Annotated in this window: 14 protein-coding genes; 13 read left to right on the plus strand and 1 reads right to left on the minus strand. The window is 43.2% G+C overall.

What is annotated here, in order from left to right:
* Positions 1 to 20 precede the first annotated feature (20 nt).
* From Q1V85_RS13315 to Q1V85_RS13370, 13 genes are all read left to right on the plus strand, one after another.
* Positions 21 to 3,929 carry a DUF6443 domain-containing protein gene (locus Q1V85_RS13315; protein ID WP_300600699.1) on the plus strand — a complete coding sequence of 1,303 codons (3,909 nt, stop codon included), beginning with the start codon at positions 21 to 23 and terminating at the stop codon, positions 3,927 to 3,929.
* A gap of 1 nt (position 3,930) precedes the next feature.
* A complete protein-coding gene (locus Q1V85_RS13320; RefSeq protein WP_300600700.1) occupies positions 3,931 to 4,422 on the plus strand; it encodes a hypothetical protein in 492 nt (163 codons plus the stop codon).
* Between the two features lie 224 nt (positions 4,423 to 4,646).
* Positions 4,647 to 5,510, plus strand: a complete 864-nt coding sequence (locus Q1V85_RS13325) for an RHS repeat-associated core domain-containing protein (protein ID WP_300600702.1) — start codon at positions 4,647 to 4,649, stop codon at positions 5,508 to 5,510.
* Positions 5,476 to 5,769 (plus strand): hypothetical protein, encoded by a 294-nt coding sequence (locus Q1V85_RS13330; RefSeq protein WP_300600704.1) that lies wholly within the window; start codon positions 5,476 to 5,478, stop codon positions 5,767 to 5,769. The genes Q1V85_RS13325 and Q1V85_RS13330 overlap by 35 nt, the downstream gene beginning before the upstream one ends.
* 3 nt (positions 5,770 to 5,772) lie before the next feature.
* Positions 5,773 to 6,234, plus strand: coding sequence for a hypothetical protein (locus tag Q1V85_RS13335; protein ID WP_300600706.1), 462 nt, complete (start codon positions 5,773 to 5,775; stop codon positions 6,232 to 6,234).
* A gap of 669 nt (positions 6,235 to 6,903) precedes the next feature.
* A complete protein-coding gene (locus tag Q1V85_RS25200; RefSeq protein WP_366914010.1) occupies positions 6,904 to 7,026 on the plus strand; it encodes a GH-E family nuclease in 123 nt (40 codons plus the stop codon).
* 13 nt (positions 7,027 to 7,039) lie between these two features.
* A complete protein-coding gene (locus tag Q1V85_RS13340; RefSeq protein WP_300600707.1) occupies positions 7,040 to 7,363 on the plus strand; it encodes a DUF2185 domain-containing protein in 324 nt (107 codons plus the stop codon).
* Positions 7,364 to 7,753: 390 nt separating this feature from the next.
* The gene (locus tag Q1V85_RS13345; RefSeq protein WP_300600709.1) at positions 7,754 to 8,578 is read left to right on the plus strand and encodes a M91 family zinc metallopeptidase; all 825 of its coding nucleotides are present in this window, start codon (positions 7,754 to 7,756) and stop codon (positions 8,576 to 8,578) included.
* 12 nt (positions 8,579 to 8,590) lie between these two features.
* Positions 8,591 to 9,226 (plus strand): hypothetical protein, encoded by a 636-nt coding sequence (locus Q1V85_RS13350; protein WP_300600710.1) that lies wholly within the window; start codon positions 8,591 to 8,593, stop codon positions 9,224 to 9,226.
* 337 nt (positions 9,227 to 9,563) lie between these two features.
* The gene (locus Q1V85_RS13355) at positions 9,564 to 9,872 is read left to right on the plus strand and encodes a hypothetical protein (protein WP_300600712.1); all 309 of its coding nucleotides are present in this window, start codon (positions 9,564 to 9,566) and stop codon (positions 9,870 to 9,872) included.
* A gap of 305 nt (positions 9,873 to 10,177) precedes the next feature.
* Positions 10,178 to 10,651 (plus strand): hypothetical protein, encoded by a 474-nt coding sequence (locus tag Q1V85_RS13360; RefSeq protein WP_300600714.1) that lies wholly within the window; start codon positions 10,178 to 10,180, stop codon positions 10,649 to 10,651.
* 779 nt (positions 10,652 to 11,430) lie between these two features.
* The gene (locus Q1V85_RS13365) at positions 11,431 to 13,686 is read left to right on the plus strand and encodes an excinuclease ABC subunit UvrA (RefSeq protein ID WP_300600716.1); all 2,256 of its coding nucleotides are present in this window, start codon (positions 11,431 to 11,433) and stop codon (positions 13,684 to 13,686) included.
* Between the two features lie 89 nt (positions 13,687 to 13,775).
* The gene (locus Q1V85_RS13370) at positions 13,776 to 14,135 is read left to right on the plus strand and encodes a SnoaL-like domain-containing protein (protein ID WP_300600718.1); all 360 of its coding nucleotides are present in this window, start codon (positions 13,776 to 13,778) and stop codon (positions 14,133 to 14,135) included.
* 606 nt (positions 14,136 to 14,741) lie between these two features.
* Here the strand turns inward: Q1V85_RS13370 and Q1V85_RS13375 are convergent.
* The gene (locus Q1V85_RS13375) at positions 14,742 to 16,376 is read right to left on the minus strand and encodes a helix-turn-helix domain-containing protein (RefSeq protein WP_300600720.1); all 1,635 of its coding nucleotides are present in this window, start codon (positions 16,374 to 16,376) and stop codon (positions 14,742 to 14,744) included.
* Positions 16,377 to 16,788 lie beyond the last annotated feature (412 nt).

The raw sequence follows: 16,788 nt of genomic DNA on the forward strand, positions 1-16,788 counted from the left end.
TAAGGGTTAAAACTCTGAATATGAAAGGAAGACAAATAATAAGAGCTAATCTGGTATGTATATTGATTTTCTTTGGTTACATTGCTCAGGGCCAGCAGCCACCGGTTGTTACCTACACTACCTTGACTCCAATTAACTACATCCGCACGTGGACCGCCACAGCTCCTGTGGGTACTGCAGATAGTTTGATGAGTTCTGGAATGCTAAAGGCACAAATGGTCACACAGTATTTTGACGGGCTGGGCAGGTCCTTGCAAGCGGTAGTAAAGAAAGGTTCAATGGTGACTTCAACCATTATTGACGTAAATACGGACACTGCTGGTGCAAAGGATTTGGTAACGCCGGTGCTTTATGATGCATATGGCCGGGAACAGTATAAGTTCTCACCTTTTGCTGCTAACAATGCCGGGGGTAACACCTCGGTCTCCGATGGCCAATTTAAATTGAATCCTTTTGCCCAACACGATCAATTTATGGCGGGCAAATACGGCAGTCAGGGGGAAAGCAATTATTATAGTCAAACGGTATTTGAAGCCTCACCGTTAAACCGGGTAATGGAACAGTTTGCCCCGGGTAAGAACTGGGCTGGCAGCTGGCAGGCCACTACCGAGGAAACGCGGCACAGTATCAAGAGCAAATACTGGATCAATACAGTACAGGACAGCGTACGGATCTGGGAGGTAACGGATGGTACTCCTGGTTCCGGGGGCACTGCAGTACCAGCTACGGTAACCGTGGGCTCCGGCCATACGACGGCTGTTACAGAGTATAAAGCCTCTCAAAGCATTACGTTTACGGATGGTTTTTATGCGCCTTCAGGCTCCACGCTGCGGGCCTGGATCACCAATAGCGGCGGCACGCCGTCCGCCATCATCACCAGCAGTTATGCCAGCAGCCGGGTGTACCCGGCCGGGGAACTGTATAAAAATGCAACGGTGGATGAGCAGGGCAGGCAGGTCATCGAGTTCAAAGACAAGGAAGGAAAGGTGATCTTAAAGAAAGTGCAGCTATTGAATACCGCAACAGATAACGGGCAGGGCAGTGGTCATGCCGGCTGGATCTGTACCTATTATATCTATGATGACCTGGGTAACCTGCGCTGTGTAATCCAGCCGGAGGGGGTAAAAGCGCTGATGAGCAATGGCTGGCAGCTGACCCCCGGCCTTCTGGCTGAACAATGCTTCCGGTATGAGTACGACGGAAGACAACGGATGATTGTCAAACAGGTACCGGGTGCGGCAGAAGTGGTGATGGTATATGATGTCAGAGACCGGCTGGTAATGACGCAGGACGGTAACCTGCGCAGCCAGGGTAACTGGAACTATACACTGTACGACAACCTTAACCGGCCAGTAAAAACGGGGTTGGTGAACCTGTCTGGTAGTACGCCTAATACCCATTGGACGGCTGCGATGAGTAAGAGCGGAGATGCCAATTTGGATATACAATACCCTGAGTCCGGTATGCTGAGCAATGCCACGGTATTAACCGATACCTTTTATGATGACTACTACTGGGTAACGCAAGCACCGCATTCGGCGGCACTGCCCTCTGGCTTTTCAGATTATGACAACAGCCTGGATGCAGGGAACCTGGCCACTGCTGATAATCCCAACTTTCCCTATGAGCAAAAGAATACGAAGGACACCCGTACCAAGGGCCTGGTAACGGGTACGCGGGTAAACATTTTAGGCACCCCCAATTATATCTATACAATAACGATCTATGATGCCAAGGCCAGGCCCATCCAGATTAAAACCAAGAACCATACAACGGGGCTGGACCTGGTTACGACACAATACAGCTGGAGCGGCCAGGCACTTACGGTGGTAAGCAGCGAACAGAAAGGCGGAGCGGGGGCACTTACCCTCACCACGATTACAAAGAATACTTATGATGCGCTGGGACGGTTAGTAAAGACGACCAAAAATGTGAGCAGCAATACGGGTCTGAGCAGCGGTGATAAGATCATTGCAGTAAACAAGTATGATGAGCTGGGCCAGCTGGTGAATAAGACCCTGGGTGCCAGCGATGCCAATGGTACGAATGGGGCCGAAACCCAGGCGTATGAGTACAATATCCGGGGCTGGCTGCTGGGGATGAACCGGGGGTATGTAAACAGCGGCGTCTCCAATAACTTCTTTGGTTTTGACCTGGCTTATGACAAAACCAGCAACAGCAGCAGCAATACCGCACTGCAGGGCTATGCCGGCAGCGGTATGTTCAATGGGAATATCACCGGCATGAGCTGGAGGGGAGCTACGGGAACAAAGGAGATCCGGCGCTATGATTTTAGTTATGACAATGCCAACCGGTTGATGAATGCGGATTTTAAACAGTACAACGGCAGCAGTTATACGGCTTCGGGAACTTTTAACAGTCGGATGGGTGATGGCAATCCCGCCAATCCTGAAACAGCCTATGATTACAATGGCAATATCCGGTCTATGACCCAGCAGGGACTGGCAGGAAGTAACTCCCTGCCGATCGACCAGCTTACTTACAGCTACTTTCCAGGTAGTAACAAGCTGGCTAAGGTAACAGATAATGCAGGCAATACGCGAAATTACCAGTTAGGTGATTTTAATGATGGGACCAACAGTGGTGATGATTATGCTTATGATGTAAACGGGAACCTTACAAAAGATGAGAATAAGAATATTAGCAGCATCAGCTATAATATCTTAAATTTACCGGAGCAGATTGATGTTACCGGCAAGGGTACGATCAGCTACCAGTATGACGCAGCCGGTACCAAGCTGAGCAAAACGGTGAATGAAACCGGCCCGGGGCAGAAGATAACCACCTACCTGGGCGGAATGATCTTTGAAAACGATGTATTGCAGCATGTGGCGATGGAGGAGGGGCGATTCCGTCCAAATGGTACAGCTTTTACGGCGGACTATTTTCTGAAGGATCATTTGGGAAATGTGCGGTCGATGATCAATGAGAATAAGACCCTGCTGGAGGAGACGCATTACTATCTGTTCGGACTCTCCATGAGCGGGATCAGTTACAAAAATCCAACTCCGGCTTTACAGAATAAATACCTGTATAATGGAAAGGAGCAGCAGCAGGATTTAGGGCTGGATAGTTATGATTACGGGGCAAGGATGTACAATGCACAGATCGGTCGCTGGTTCCAACCTGATCCATTGAGTGAGAAGTATTTTAGTTTAAATCCCTATAACTATACGCTTAATAATCCGATAAGTTTATTTGATCCGGATGGCAGGGATGCAATAATAGAGTATGATAGGGATAAAGATGGTAATATTACAGCGATAAGGATTAGAACTACCGTTTATTTGACTGGAGGCACTGCCCAAGAGCGGCAGGATTTTGTTAAAGAGGGTAACGCTTTTGCTAAGGACAAGCACAATAGTAAAATGTTTAATAATGATGAGACCGGCGTCAAAATCAGTATTCAGATTGATTATGCGGATGGAGGTGATAATATGAGCGAGAAAGATTTAAAAGGTGGAGAAAACCTTATGTCATTAAATGATTTACACAATACTGACAAGGATCATCAGCGTTCTCAAGTATATGGGGGGGATAAACAAATTGTCGAGCGAAGAAATGGAATTTATGTCCCTGTTGGCAAAGACTATGATAGAGCTGGGAATACCGGAGATATGAGGAGAGGGTCTTTAAATAATAAAGGTTTTGATATTATTCATGAAACGTTTCATTTTTTAGGGCTTAGCGATAGGTATGATCAGAAGACCATGAAGCCACTTACTAATTTTGAAAATGATGTAATGGCTGGTACTAGCGCAACAACCCCCCGAGTTCATTTCAATAACTGGAAAAATTATTTAACTCAAACTCAAGTACAGCAACAAGTCAACCAAAGCACCGGTCAGTTTATCTTGCGTTATAAGGTTGATGTTGCTAATAAGTATACAAAATCTTTAAAAAATTAATATGCTTCGCTTATTACTTATATGCTCATTATTTGTTTTCCCCTCTTTTCAATATGGTAATAACAATAGTTCGCAAGGAAAAAAAGAAAGAGGGTGGCTAATATTTAAAGAAAGCGGAGGTGTTCTTTTCGCTCAAGATTCTTTGCCAGAACGAATTAGAAGTGGGGCTTTTTTTAATAAGTATCAATATTTGAAGGGGATCGATGTTTCTAATAATGGGTCGATATATGAGTTTGAAAAGTATGCAACAACCTACGAAGCGATTTTTTGGGGAAATAAGAATAAAGAAGATATAAAAATTTTACCGGTTCAAGTTGAAGTGTATAGCCGTAAAAAGTCTTTCGATCCTGAACAAAACGCATGGTCTTTTAAAAGAATAAAAGACTCCACAATTGTGTTATATAATTTCCCTGATACATTATATGTAAGCAATATTTGTCCTTACAAAAAGAAGACAGGTGATTGCTATGAAGCGCAGATCTGTTCAAAATAATGTTTAGTATAATCCAGGAATAGCAAAGCCCGGCGCAGCCGGGCTTTGCTATTTTAAGAGAGTATTATTTTTACTTGTTCATCTTTCTGGCACGGGTCTGTAGCCGAGGTTCCCTCTTGCGCAGGTCTGTAGCATAGCCAGGTGCGATAGCCGACCTGGGCTATCCCATTACTTGTTTATCCGCTTCCTTTGATCTGGCGGCGGTGATCTTTGAAAACGATGTATTGCAGCGTGTAGCGATGGAAGAGGGCCGGTTCCGCTCCAATGGAACGGTCTTTACAGTAGACTACTTCCTGAAGGATCATCTGGGGAATGTGCGGTCGATGATCAATGAGGATAAGACCTTGTTAGAGGAGACGCATTACTATCCGTTTGGCTTGACGATGAAGGGTATCTCTACCCAAGCGGCCACGGTATCTTTACAAAACAAGGAACTGTACAACGGTAAAGAGTTACAGAATGACTTGGAGCTGGATAGCTATGATTATGGAGCACGAATGTATAATGCCCAGATAGGTCGTTGGTTTCAACCAGATCCCTCGAGCGAAAACTATCTTGGTACAACCCCCTACAATTATACACTTAATAACCCTATTAGCTTATTTGACTTGGATGGAAAGGATGCCATTATAACTATTATGACAGATAAGAATGGAAGAATAATAATCAATGTAACTTCTACTATTTATATAAGTCACGGCAGCGAGGAAGAAAGGGATGAGTATGCTAGTGAGGCTACTAAATTTTATCGGAATCAGAAAAATGCATATTTATTCCATAATAACGACAAGAATATTAGTATTAATATAAACCTCACTTTCGAAAATATAGATAAACTTAAAGGAGGAAAGATTGGTGATGGAAACAATGAACTATCATTGGAGTATGTGCACTCCGGGAAAAGAGGTGGCAGATCACAGGTAAACGGCACTCCCATTCCAATACTCGGGGAGAATGGAGAGCGTACAGGGCGTTTTGAAGACGAATATATTACTGGGAATTTTGGGTGGTTAAATCCTGAGAGTATGGGGACTAAAGGAACTACAACGATTCATGAGACATTCCATTTCCTGGGGGTTGTCCGATAGATATATTGAGGGCGATAAAAGTGGGAAAGTAATTGGCGACGTTAAGCCTAGCGATATTATGGCTTATGGCGAATCCTGGTATAAACTTGGGCTTGGAATGAGTATGGGGCAGGGGCATTTTAAAAATTTTAAAAATTATATCTTGAATCCACCACAGAGACAGCAACAGGTTAATCAAAGTAAAGGTCAATTTATATTAAAATATCGTGTGGACGTTAAAAGTGTTGGACCATTAGAAAGACTTACGCTTAAGAATTAAAAGATGAAAACAATAATCCTCGCTGGTATTGTCTATCTAATCTGCTCTTGCGGTTTTAAGCAAAGCGGTACAAGAATAAATTCTGGATGGGTGATGATATATGGTGATTATATAATCTGCTTTCCTAAGAATGAGAATGAACAAAATAAAGGAATATCTGATGATTTTTTCTTGAATAAAAAAAGAAAGGGACAAAAAGTTTCAGATATTAAGTATGTTGAATTGAAGAAAAGAGCATCTAAGTTTATTGTTCAGGCAACATATGGAATTGATTCTGTTTATATAACTCCAATCCTATTTGATATTGAAGAGTCGAAGGGGACGAAAGACGATTATAGTTCCGCAATTAGATCAATGGGTGAGGCAAATACAGGAGGGTTCCCTTTTTCGTATAATAATCGTGATTACTATTATGAATTTAATCGTGTAGATTCATTTCTGTATGTTAATCTGAGAGCTCGATAAAATAAAAACAGGTGATTGCCATTTACCGTCATATTGATATTGCATTGATTTTTGATATAATTCAGGTGATAGCAGAAGGCAATATAAATTGGTCTCTGCTTGTGTAGGTTTGCCAGGTACAGTGCGATTGCGGACCTACGTAATGTTGTTACTGATTTGGCTCCGTCAATTTCGCCGAAGTATCTCTGGTTATCGACCTGCTGATATATAGCCAGCATACTCATTTCTGTAAGCTGATGAGCGGATAATAAGCTGCAAACAGCTACAACAGGCTTGGTGAATTTAACGATGGGATTTTGATCCGATAGACGAATAAGAATGTTGACAATATCTATTATAATATTTTAAATTTGATAGAGCAAATTAGTATAACTGGTAAGGGTCCCGTAAGTTATCGGTTCGATGCTGTCGGCAATAAGCTACATAAAAAAGTGGTAGAAGGCGGTAATCAAAAGGTTACTGATTATGTGGGCAACATGACCTTTCCCTCCTGAACATACTATGACCGCATAAAGTTAACCGCGGAAAAAGACACTTGAGAAGGTCAATGAAAATCAACCGCGGAACGAGTCTGGCGAAATGGTTGATCCTAACACTGGAGAGCCATTGGTAGACGGTGAAACAGATTTGGGACATAAACCGGGGAATGAATGAAAAACATGACAGAAAATGCATAAAGAGAAAGGTAGTTCAAGGAAAGAAGTAATTGATGCTGAAAATGATCCTGACTTATATCAGTGGGAGGATCGAAGCAGCAATCGAGGTCACAAATATGAAAAAAAGAATGATTAAAAACCTGATTTAAATGAGTAATAAGTTATTTAAGATAGAAAAAGAAAATATAAAAGAAGTTATTTCTCCCATTGGAGGATGTTACGCTTCTGATATGATTACTGTTGAAGGTTTGCCCGTAAGATATATGTATCGTGAGGAAAAAAACTTTGAGAAAGATAGTGGTTGGCGCTTTTTAGCTGGAAATGAGTCGCAAGAGTATCTTGATGACCCTGAAAATTTAATGATTTACGATGTAAATACTATAGCAAATTATGACCCTGCTATTATCCCTTATTTAAGTGCTGAAATTGGATCGGAGTTTACAAGAGAGGGCGAGAAATTTAAAAGAGTGTAGAAATTTAATAGCATGAACTTGAGATGTGCTGGTAAGATTGTTTCTTCTTCTGGTATCGGTCTTTAGCTAAGTCGGGTGCCCCTCTAGCGCAGGTCTGTAGCAAGGCTGAGTGTGATCGCAGACCTGTGCCATTCCGTTACTTCTTAGCCGTTGATCTTATTGCCCTGTAATAGCTATTAGAAATACAACGTGTGATCTGCCGATGACTGCCTTCTATCGCAGGTCTGTAGCCAAGATTTGTGTGGATGCCGACCTGTGTTGAAGTGTTACTTGATTCCTATATTTGTGGCATCCGGCTTATGCGTCGGAACTTTCTGAACGAGTTGAGTGCATGGTGAGTTCAGCATAAAATGATCAATAATTTCTTAAATTTACAAGAACAAGTTACTGTTGCCGGTAAAGGAACAATCAGTTATCAGTGGCAAGGAGCAGCGGAAATTAGGGGGAGCAGATGGTGGGCAATACGATTATGGAGCTAGATTTTATGATCCGGTAATAGGAAGGTGGCATGTAGTTGATCCGTTAGGTGAAAAGATGCGCGGGCATAGCGTATACAATTATGCTTTTGATAACCCGATAAGATTTACAGATCCAGATGGAATGGATCCAGATGATATAATTATCAGAGGGAGCGCCTCTTTTCGCCAACAAGCGTTTGCGGATTTACAAGGTTTATCAAGTATTCCGTTGGCTCTTTTAGCGAGTGGAAAGGTCGTAGAGGCAAGTTCATCAGAAACAAAAGTAAACTATGTAAGTGTTAAGGGAACGCCTGAAGGAAATTATGTTTTAATTAATCCTGTGTCAAAACCGACAGGAACAGATGCGATTTCGGATCTCATAAAGTCTGATAAAACCGTGATAATACAAGAGACTTCTGGTGGCAACACTACTGAGGCTAATGATCCAATCAAAATGTCCAATTCGGTGGGGACGGGCTCCGTGATAAATTACAATCCCAATAACCCAGGAGTGGGAATTGTGAATGCCGACGGATCACAAGGCCGGCCAGCCAAAATAGGACTTGGGCACGAGGTGAGTCATGCGAGACAAAATGCAATAGGACGAAATGACAGAACTAGAAACAGCAGAATGAGGGATCCGGATACTGGGGAAAGAGACCGTTTGAGTAACGAAGAGATACGAGCTAGAAGAGATGATTCTAAAATACGTCAAGAGAATGGTGTTATTAAACGGGCAGAACCTACCGCAAGATAAAAATTTATACTTATGAAGATCTCATTGTTTTATTTCTTGTTGCTTCTTTCACTTAGTGATTGTTCTACAATATCGAAAAAAAAGAAAGAAAAAGCATCATCTCCCATCTTTGTGAATAATTGTGAAAAAGTAAATATCGATAGTTTTTTTGCAAAATGGAATATAGCAACAATGCGATCTATTGAGTCAAATGTTAAGTATAATACTGACACTTTGCTGTCCAAGTATTGTAAAGCACTTGCTGGGAATTTTATGGCAATGAATGATTTAAATCAAATAGCTGAAATTAACCGTTCATCCATTCGTTATTTATTTTTAGAGCAGATTAACTCAGAAGGACATCTATGTCCTCCGTTATACATTGTCGAAGCCGGATCTGAAGGCGAACAGGTGATTTTAAAAAATTTTCTTGTTTTTGGCAACGAAAAATTTGCTGATAGCATCTGTTGCTATACTTATGTTAACAGGAAATGGATTAAAACAAAAACGAATGTTGGAGCCAATTTTTCCTTCCAAAAAGAACAATTTGGTAAAGGACAGAATCCAAATGACGTAATAATAACAAGACTAGATTTCAGGTGGGATATTAAGCTATCTGAGTATTTTGTTTATAATACTTTAAATATAAGCCCATTGGTATGTGAGTAGATGATGTGCAATATCTGCGAGTGACTGATACTGATGTGCAGATTACTTGTATGTTAACAGTACGATATCTCGCAAAAGATGATATGAGTTATAGCTATGAATATTTCCTGATCGATCATTCGGGGAAAATTTGAATTGTTCATAATGATACGAATTCTCTAATTCAGAGAACTGACTTTATGCCATTTGGGATGGAGGTGACACGAGATGGATATAACCCCAATAAATACCTGTACAATGGCCAGGAAAAGCAAGATGAGCTAAACTTGTATGACTATGGGCGAGATTTTATGATCCGGTTATTGGGTGGCACATAGTGGATCCGCTTTCTGAAAAGATGCGTAGGTATAGTGTTTATAACTATGCATTTAATAATCCGATAAGATTTATAGATCCGGATGGAATGGTTCCGGGTGATTTTGTAAATGAAGAAGGGGAGCTTGTTGGGGCAGATGGAAAAAACGACGGTAAAGTATATGTGGTTAAAACAACAAGCAGGAATTTCGATAGTGGCGCTCCGTCAGCAGGGATTTCTAAGAAAGAAGCTCGTGAAACAGAAAAGTTTATAAAGATAATTCAGGTAATACAAAGGCATTTGAGACAAATGATATTGCCTATCGAAATGGCCCTGTATCAAATCCGTTAACTAGCGGTCGGGCGTCTATTGACATTGCTTATACCGAGGGACAATCAAGGTTTCATTCTCATCCGAGTGGGAAAGAACAGAGTCGTCTGCAAACACAAACGCAACAGGTTCGGTAACGAGTATGGGGACATCGACTACAGTTAAGTTTCAAACTGCTCCATCAAATATTGGCGGTTATATCCAGAACAGTAGTAAGGTCGTGAATTCTGTTTTTTCTCGAAGAAACGGAATTGTGTATATTTATAGCAATACAGGAGTACTTACGACTATTCCTCAAAAGAATTTTGTTAAATTTAAAGCAAAAAATGAGGAGGGCTATTTTCTTGATGCTTTTTTTGATGGCCTTCAACAGCTACGCTCAGAACCGGAATGAATATAAAGTTGTGATAGATTCAGCCATTAATATAAAACTTAAAACAACGGCGGTACAGTTGAGTCGTCAGGATAAAGGAATGGCCTCGTCTAATGACTATTATTTAATCGATCAAGATAATAGAGCGCTATATTACTCATCATTGACACCCAATGGCATAAATTTAAAGTACATGGATGTTTATAATCCCAAAAATAAGAAAATCTTGAGGAAAGGAATTGCGGCGTGGAAAGTAATTGGCTCTTTAAATGGAAATAAATTTACTGTAACAATAATCGATTTCAAAATTACTTATGCGAAGCAAAACTATGATTTTTCGAACGGAGGGGGCTCTATGACACAGTTTCAATTTTCATGCAAAGAAAATCGATGGCTTTTTTTAAACCAATCGGCATCAGGGCTATAAAATGTAATGTGTATTGTTTACGGCATTTTTGCATCTTCTTTATTTACAATTTGCTGAGCCTTTACAAAATGTATTGAATCTCACCCACTATACAGGAAGAACTCTTCGCGATACGTTTTTTCTTTGCCGGTATGATGGTGATCTAAACAGTTGAGACAAGGTTCCCAAATTGTAAATCAATTCATTGTAATTAAAGCCCTCCTCTGGCGCAGGTCTGTAGCAAGGCAAGGTGCAATCGCTGACTTGTGCTATTCCGCTCCTTCTGGCGGAGGCGTTATAATGTCAAAAACGGTAAAAGTATCTTCTGTTGTAAAAAGCCCCAGTCTTAAAAATGTTGTTTTGAAACAGTCGGGAAAAATGGTGAACGAATCAGAAGTTTTATTGAAGGGAAAGGTGCGAAATGCTAATATAGAGCACTACTAAATATTTATAATATGGAATTGTTTCCAGATCTAAAGCCGAATGAAGTCGCTCTTCTTAGGGCAGAAAAAAAACAGGGCACGTTTTAGATGAGCGTTTTTTGTTAGCATTAAATGATAACCCAAAAGTGTATACTATATTTGATTCATTCGATGAGGCTCGAATATTTGCGCAAGGAATTATGATATTGAGATCGTTATATATTCCAGTAACAATGAAGTCTTGTATTATTCAAACGAGTAATTTACTCACTTCTTGCAACTCTCTAATAATAGTATAGTTATTAAAAGCCCTTAAGGTTTTCATCCTAAAATAAAAGAACTAACTTAGCAAACCGTTAACAAGCCAAATGAAAAACTATGGCGTTTATAAAGATTATCAATGCACGACAGCATAACCTGAAAAATATATCGTTGCAGATTCCCAAGCAATGTATTACGGTTTTTACCGGAGTTTCGGGATCGGGGAAATCTTCATTGGTTTTTGAAACGATCGGCGCAGAGGCACAGCGGCAGATCAATGAAACACAGAACAGTTTTGTCCGCAACCGGCTGCAGCACTATGGCATTGCCGATGTAGATAAGATTGAACAGCTCAACGTTCCCATCATTATCAACCAGAAAAGACTGGGAGGGAATGCCCGATCCACCGTGGCAACGGCAACGGATGTATATGCATCGCTAAGACTGCTGTATTCGAGATTGGGACAACCATTTGTAGGTTATTCCAATGTGTTTTCGTTTAATCACCCGCAGGGGATGTGCCTGGAATGTGAGGGCCTGGGTTTTGTACAAACGGTAAACGAGCAACTACTGATCGATAAAGAAAAATCACTGAATGAAGGCGCCATCTTATTCCCCACCTTTCAGCCCGGCGGATGGCGGTGGACCCGGTATGCTTACTCCGGTTACTTTGATAACGATAAAAAACTGAAGGACTTTTCTAAAGAAGAACGGGAGCTCTTGTTCAATGCGAAAGCGCATACACCTCCACGCCCGGGAAAGGAATGGGGGAAAACGGTGAAATATGAGGGACTGATTCCCCGGATAGAAAAATCCTTTCTCCGGAAGGATTCCAAAGAAACGCTGGCCCGGAAAGAAACTTTAAAGCAGGTGATTACCACAAGGGTTTGCCCTGTTTGCAACGGACAGCGGCTCAATAAAAAAATCCTGTCCTGTAAAATCAACGGTAAAAATATCGCGGATTGTACAGCAATGTCGATCGATGCGTTGCTGGATTTTGTCTGCAAACTGGATGCCGAATCCTATGCGGTCATTATTAAAGAACTCTCAAAAAAATTACAACATATTATAGATATCGGGTTGCAATATCTGACGCTCGACCGGCGAACAGATACGCTTTCCGGAGGTGAGTCGCAACGGATAAAAATGGTGAAAAACCTGGGAAGCAGCCTGGTGGAATTGCTCTATATCTTTGACGAGCCCAGCATCGGGCTGCATCCGAAAGATGTAAAAAATATTGCATCGATTATACAACAGATAAAGGACAAGGGAAATACGGTACTGATCGTGGAGCATGATCCGGACCTGATCCGGATCGCGGACTGGATCGTCGATATGGGCACTGGCTCCGGGGTTAACGGCGGTAACCTGGTGTACCAGGGGCGCTTTCCCGGGTTGAAAAAATCGAAGGGGAAAACGGGGATGTATTTTGCTCAAAAGCCCGTTTACAACCAGGCTCCGAGAAAGCCGCGCGGGCATCTGAAGATCCTGCATGCCTCCCAAAACAATCTCCGGAATATCAGCGTGGAAATTCCCCGGAACGTGTTCACCGTTGTTACCGGTGTGGCCGGCTCAGGAAAAAGCACGCTGATCAACCAGGTATTGCCTCGCTTTTATCCGGAGGCTGCCATCATCGATCAGTCTGCTATAAACGCTGGTGCACGGTCAAATCTGTTAACCTACCTGGCACTTTCTGATAGGGTCCGGAAATATTTTGCAAAAGCCAACCAGGTATCCGAAAAACTTTTTAGCAGGAATGGCGAAGGCGGATGTAAAAATTGCAAAGGCCTTGGAGTAGAGAAGATCGATCTGGCATTTATGGATGACGTGGAGCAGCCCTGTGAGGTTTGCGGTGGCTCCGGCTTTGATCCCGGCGTTTTACAATATACCTATCGGGGACGCAATATTGCCGACATTATGGGCATGACGGTTGCTGAGGCGATTCTTTTTTTTCCGGAGGAGCCGTTCTTTAAAGAATTTGATCGCATGATCCGGCTGGGGCTGGAATACCTGACGCTTGGCCAGCGGCTGGATGGCTTTTCGGGGGGAGAACGGCAACGGTTAAAACTGGCAAGGGAACTTACCGCTTCCGGTGATATCATCATCCTTGATGAACCAAGCACCGGGCTGCATCCCAGCGATACGGAAAAACTGCTGGTGTTTATCAACAGCCTGGTAGATCGTCATAAAACCGTGATCGTTATTGAACATAACCTGGACATTATCGGCCAGGCAGATTGGATCATTGATATGGGGCCGGGAGCGGGGAAATACGGCGGAACCATTGTGTTTCAGGGTACCGTAACGGAGTTATTAAAGGACCGGTCTTCTGCAACGGGGGTATACCTGCAGCAGTATCTAAACAGGAACTGACCGCGCGGGGATATTAACAAACACCATCCCGTCCCTGAAGGCCTTTATAAATTGCGTAATGCTTCATTTTAAAGAAATAAACCATAGTTATGACCGTAGCACAAATGGCAGCCCGCCTGGCGGAGTTTTGCCGCAACGAACAGTTTAGCCAGGCCCAAAAAGAGTTATACGCGGAGGACGCGGTAAGTATCGAGCCTGTTGAAATCCCGGGGTTTGAGAAGGAAACCAGGGGACTGAGGGCCTTAATGGAAAAGGATAAAAAATTCAGCGCAATGGTGGAGGCCCGGTATGGGACTACCGTTTCCGAACCATTGATTGCCGGCAATGCCTTCTCCTTTGTGCTCACCATGGATCTTAAAATGAAAGGGGGAAGTCGTGAACAGTTACAGGAACTCTGCGTATATACCGTTAGGGATGGTAAAATTATTTCGGAGCAGTTCTTTATGTAGCGGGCCCGGTCTGCAGGCATCATATCCCGGCACTGGTATGCACCTGCAGGATGGCTGAAGGACCGAAAGACCCGGATGTACATGGCCTCCAACAGCGCTGGAGGTAAAATGGAATATTGACCGTTCAACCTCCGGTGAGGGTTGAATGTATCCTGCATTGCCGCTTTTACTTTGCGGAGGCTATTTACATTAAAGCCCTTTTGGCTTTTTGTAACCGCTATTTAAAATATTTGCATTGTAAATAAAGCCGGCGGGCTGAGGCCCTTACCGCGCGTCCGTCGGCGGAAATCTGCGCTGCTTTTGATCTGCGAGATCCGCGGGAACCGCCGAACGGCTCATTAATCCATAAGCGCTAAACAGGTACGGGATATTGCGACGAAACTACCGGCAGTTCCTGGCTTTGCCGGATATAATGGCCGTATGAAAAGTACTGCCCCCTGGTTCGTGTCGCACAAACCACACGCCGCAGCCAGTCTGCGAAAAGCATTAGAAGAATAGGCCCCCGATATTATTTCATCACTTTATTAACGGCGAAGGTCTTTTGCAGTACCCTGTTAATATTGCAGCGTCATCCGGGAAAAGATCCGTATAAAAATGTACCGGGTCTTACCCTTCATGATTCAGATAACGGATAAAAACCGAAGGCGATAAGCCGGTAAAGGTTTTAAAGATGGCCGCAAACTGACTGTGTGAGGAAAACCCCGCGGTGGCCGCCAGGGTACTGATCTTATATTGCCGCCAGGCTTTGTTGCTTTTAAGCATATCGATCACATAGTTGATCCGCAGCTCGTTGATATAGCTGTTAAAGTCTTTTTGTTTGTATTTCCGGATCACAAAAGAAAGATACTTGGTATTGGTATTCAGGTGTGCTGCCAGGAAAGGGAGCGACATATCATTGGAGGTATACTGCCCGGAATGTTCGAACGCTTCCAGGTTTTGCAGCAGCTTTTGCTCTGTTTCAGGTGGCAGGACCAGGCCGTCTTTCTTGTCGTCTTTTTCAGGCATTTCTATGGATGCTGCGTTTTCACAGGAACAGGAAGCCGCAACCGTTTCCGCAACGGCTGGCAAAGGGGCCGGCGGTTGCCGTGTATCTATGGGCGCTGCGTATTGTGCCCGTTGCCGCTCTTTTGCAGCGGCTTGTTCCAGTATGCGCTTAAATTGTTCCAGTTTTTTTTGCTGTATGCTCCGGTACCGGATAAAAAAAAGCATACCGGTGCCCAGTAACAGCAGGCAGGCGATCATATACCAGGTTTTGCGGCTGCTTTTTTCTTCGGCTGCGGCTTGTTTCTTTTTCAGGGAAAGGAAGGTGTTCCCATAAAAGCTTGCGGTGTTCTTAGACAGCTGTTCTGCTACAGTATCCAGTGTATTGCGGGCGGCTTCCATGCGGGCAAGGTCCTGTGTTTTGGCATAATAGGTTTGCAGCACTTTATAGATCCTGTTTTTTAACCGCAGGTCCTCCAGGGTAGCGGCCAGTTTTGCAGCGCTGTCTATATAGGGTTGCGCGGTTTTTAATTCGTTTTGAACGGTATAAATGGCTGCCAGTCCTGCATAGGCCTGACCGGTAACATGATTGAATGCCCCCGGTAAAAGTATCAGGGCGTTTTTATAATGATAGATGGCACTGTCATATATCTTCATATGGTCATAACATTGCCCCAGCTGCTGCTCATTATCCGCGGTAAAAAAATCCCTGTTTTTTTCCGTATGGTTAAAAAAGGGCTGTGCGTTTTGCAGTTGCCGGATGGCTTCAGGATAATGCTCCTGTGCCATTTCGGAGTACGCCAGCTCCTGCTGTATCATGCCCAGCGTGGCATTGCGCTCGCCAGGACGATTGATTTTATGCGCCAGCTGCCGGGCTTCCAGGGCATAGGCTTTTGACTGGTCATATAACCGTACCTTCCGGTACTGGGCTGCCAGGAAGCCGCAAACCCTTACCCGCCAGTTATAATTATCCGTTGTTTTAATAAGGGCATAAGACCGCTCTGCATAGCTGATGGATTGGTTGAATGCTTCTTTAAACTCGTAAAAAGAGGCAATGAGCATCAGGCTCCGAACCTTGTATTCCGGTGTTTTGGAGCTGCGATAGAGCGAATCTGCAATGGCAATGGCCCGGTCCATATTTTTCGGGGCGATCTCATCCATTGCCTGGTCATAGATCCGGTTATAGGCAGCGGAGTCCTGGGCCTTAACAAAAACCGGTGCCAGCAGCAATATCCATACCCGGAATGCCTTTATGCTCATGTTCGTCAGTTTGTATTACCTGCAAAGAAGGGGGAACAATATTTTTTAATATCCGTCTCTGGAAGCAAGAAGCCGCTGAGCTCGTAAAATTCTAAAATAAGCGTGCCGGTGTAAAAATATAAGATCGGTGTAATGTGAATGCCCGGAATACCTGTCATTTTTCGGGAATTTTGCTATACAAGGTCTGGATAAAACAGATCCCCGAACCTGTTTGTAGGTTATTTTTGTGGCCGGAAACGGGTGGTAAGCATTATCTGCTGTGACCGGCCAATTGTATGTTGATTTTTGTTTTTTTGTAATTTACTGATTAGTAACGTTTATTGTCTTTGTGATTTTGAAGAATAATAAAGTGCCGGAATTTTGACAGATTTTTTTGCCGGAAGATGCCTGCTCCATTAGTTTCGTGCGCAGA

Origin of the sequence: Niabella sp., assembly GCF_030150205.1 — a bacterium.
Lineage (GTDB): Bacteria > Bacteroidota > Bacteroidia > Chitinophagales > Chitinophagaceae > Niabella.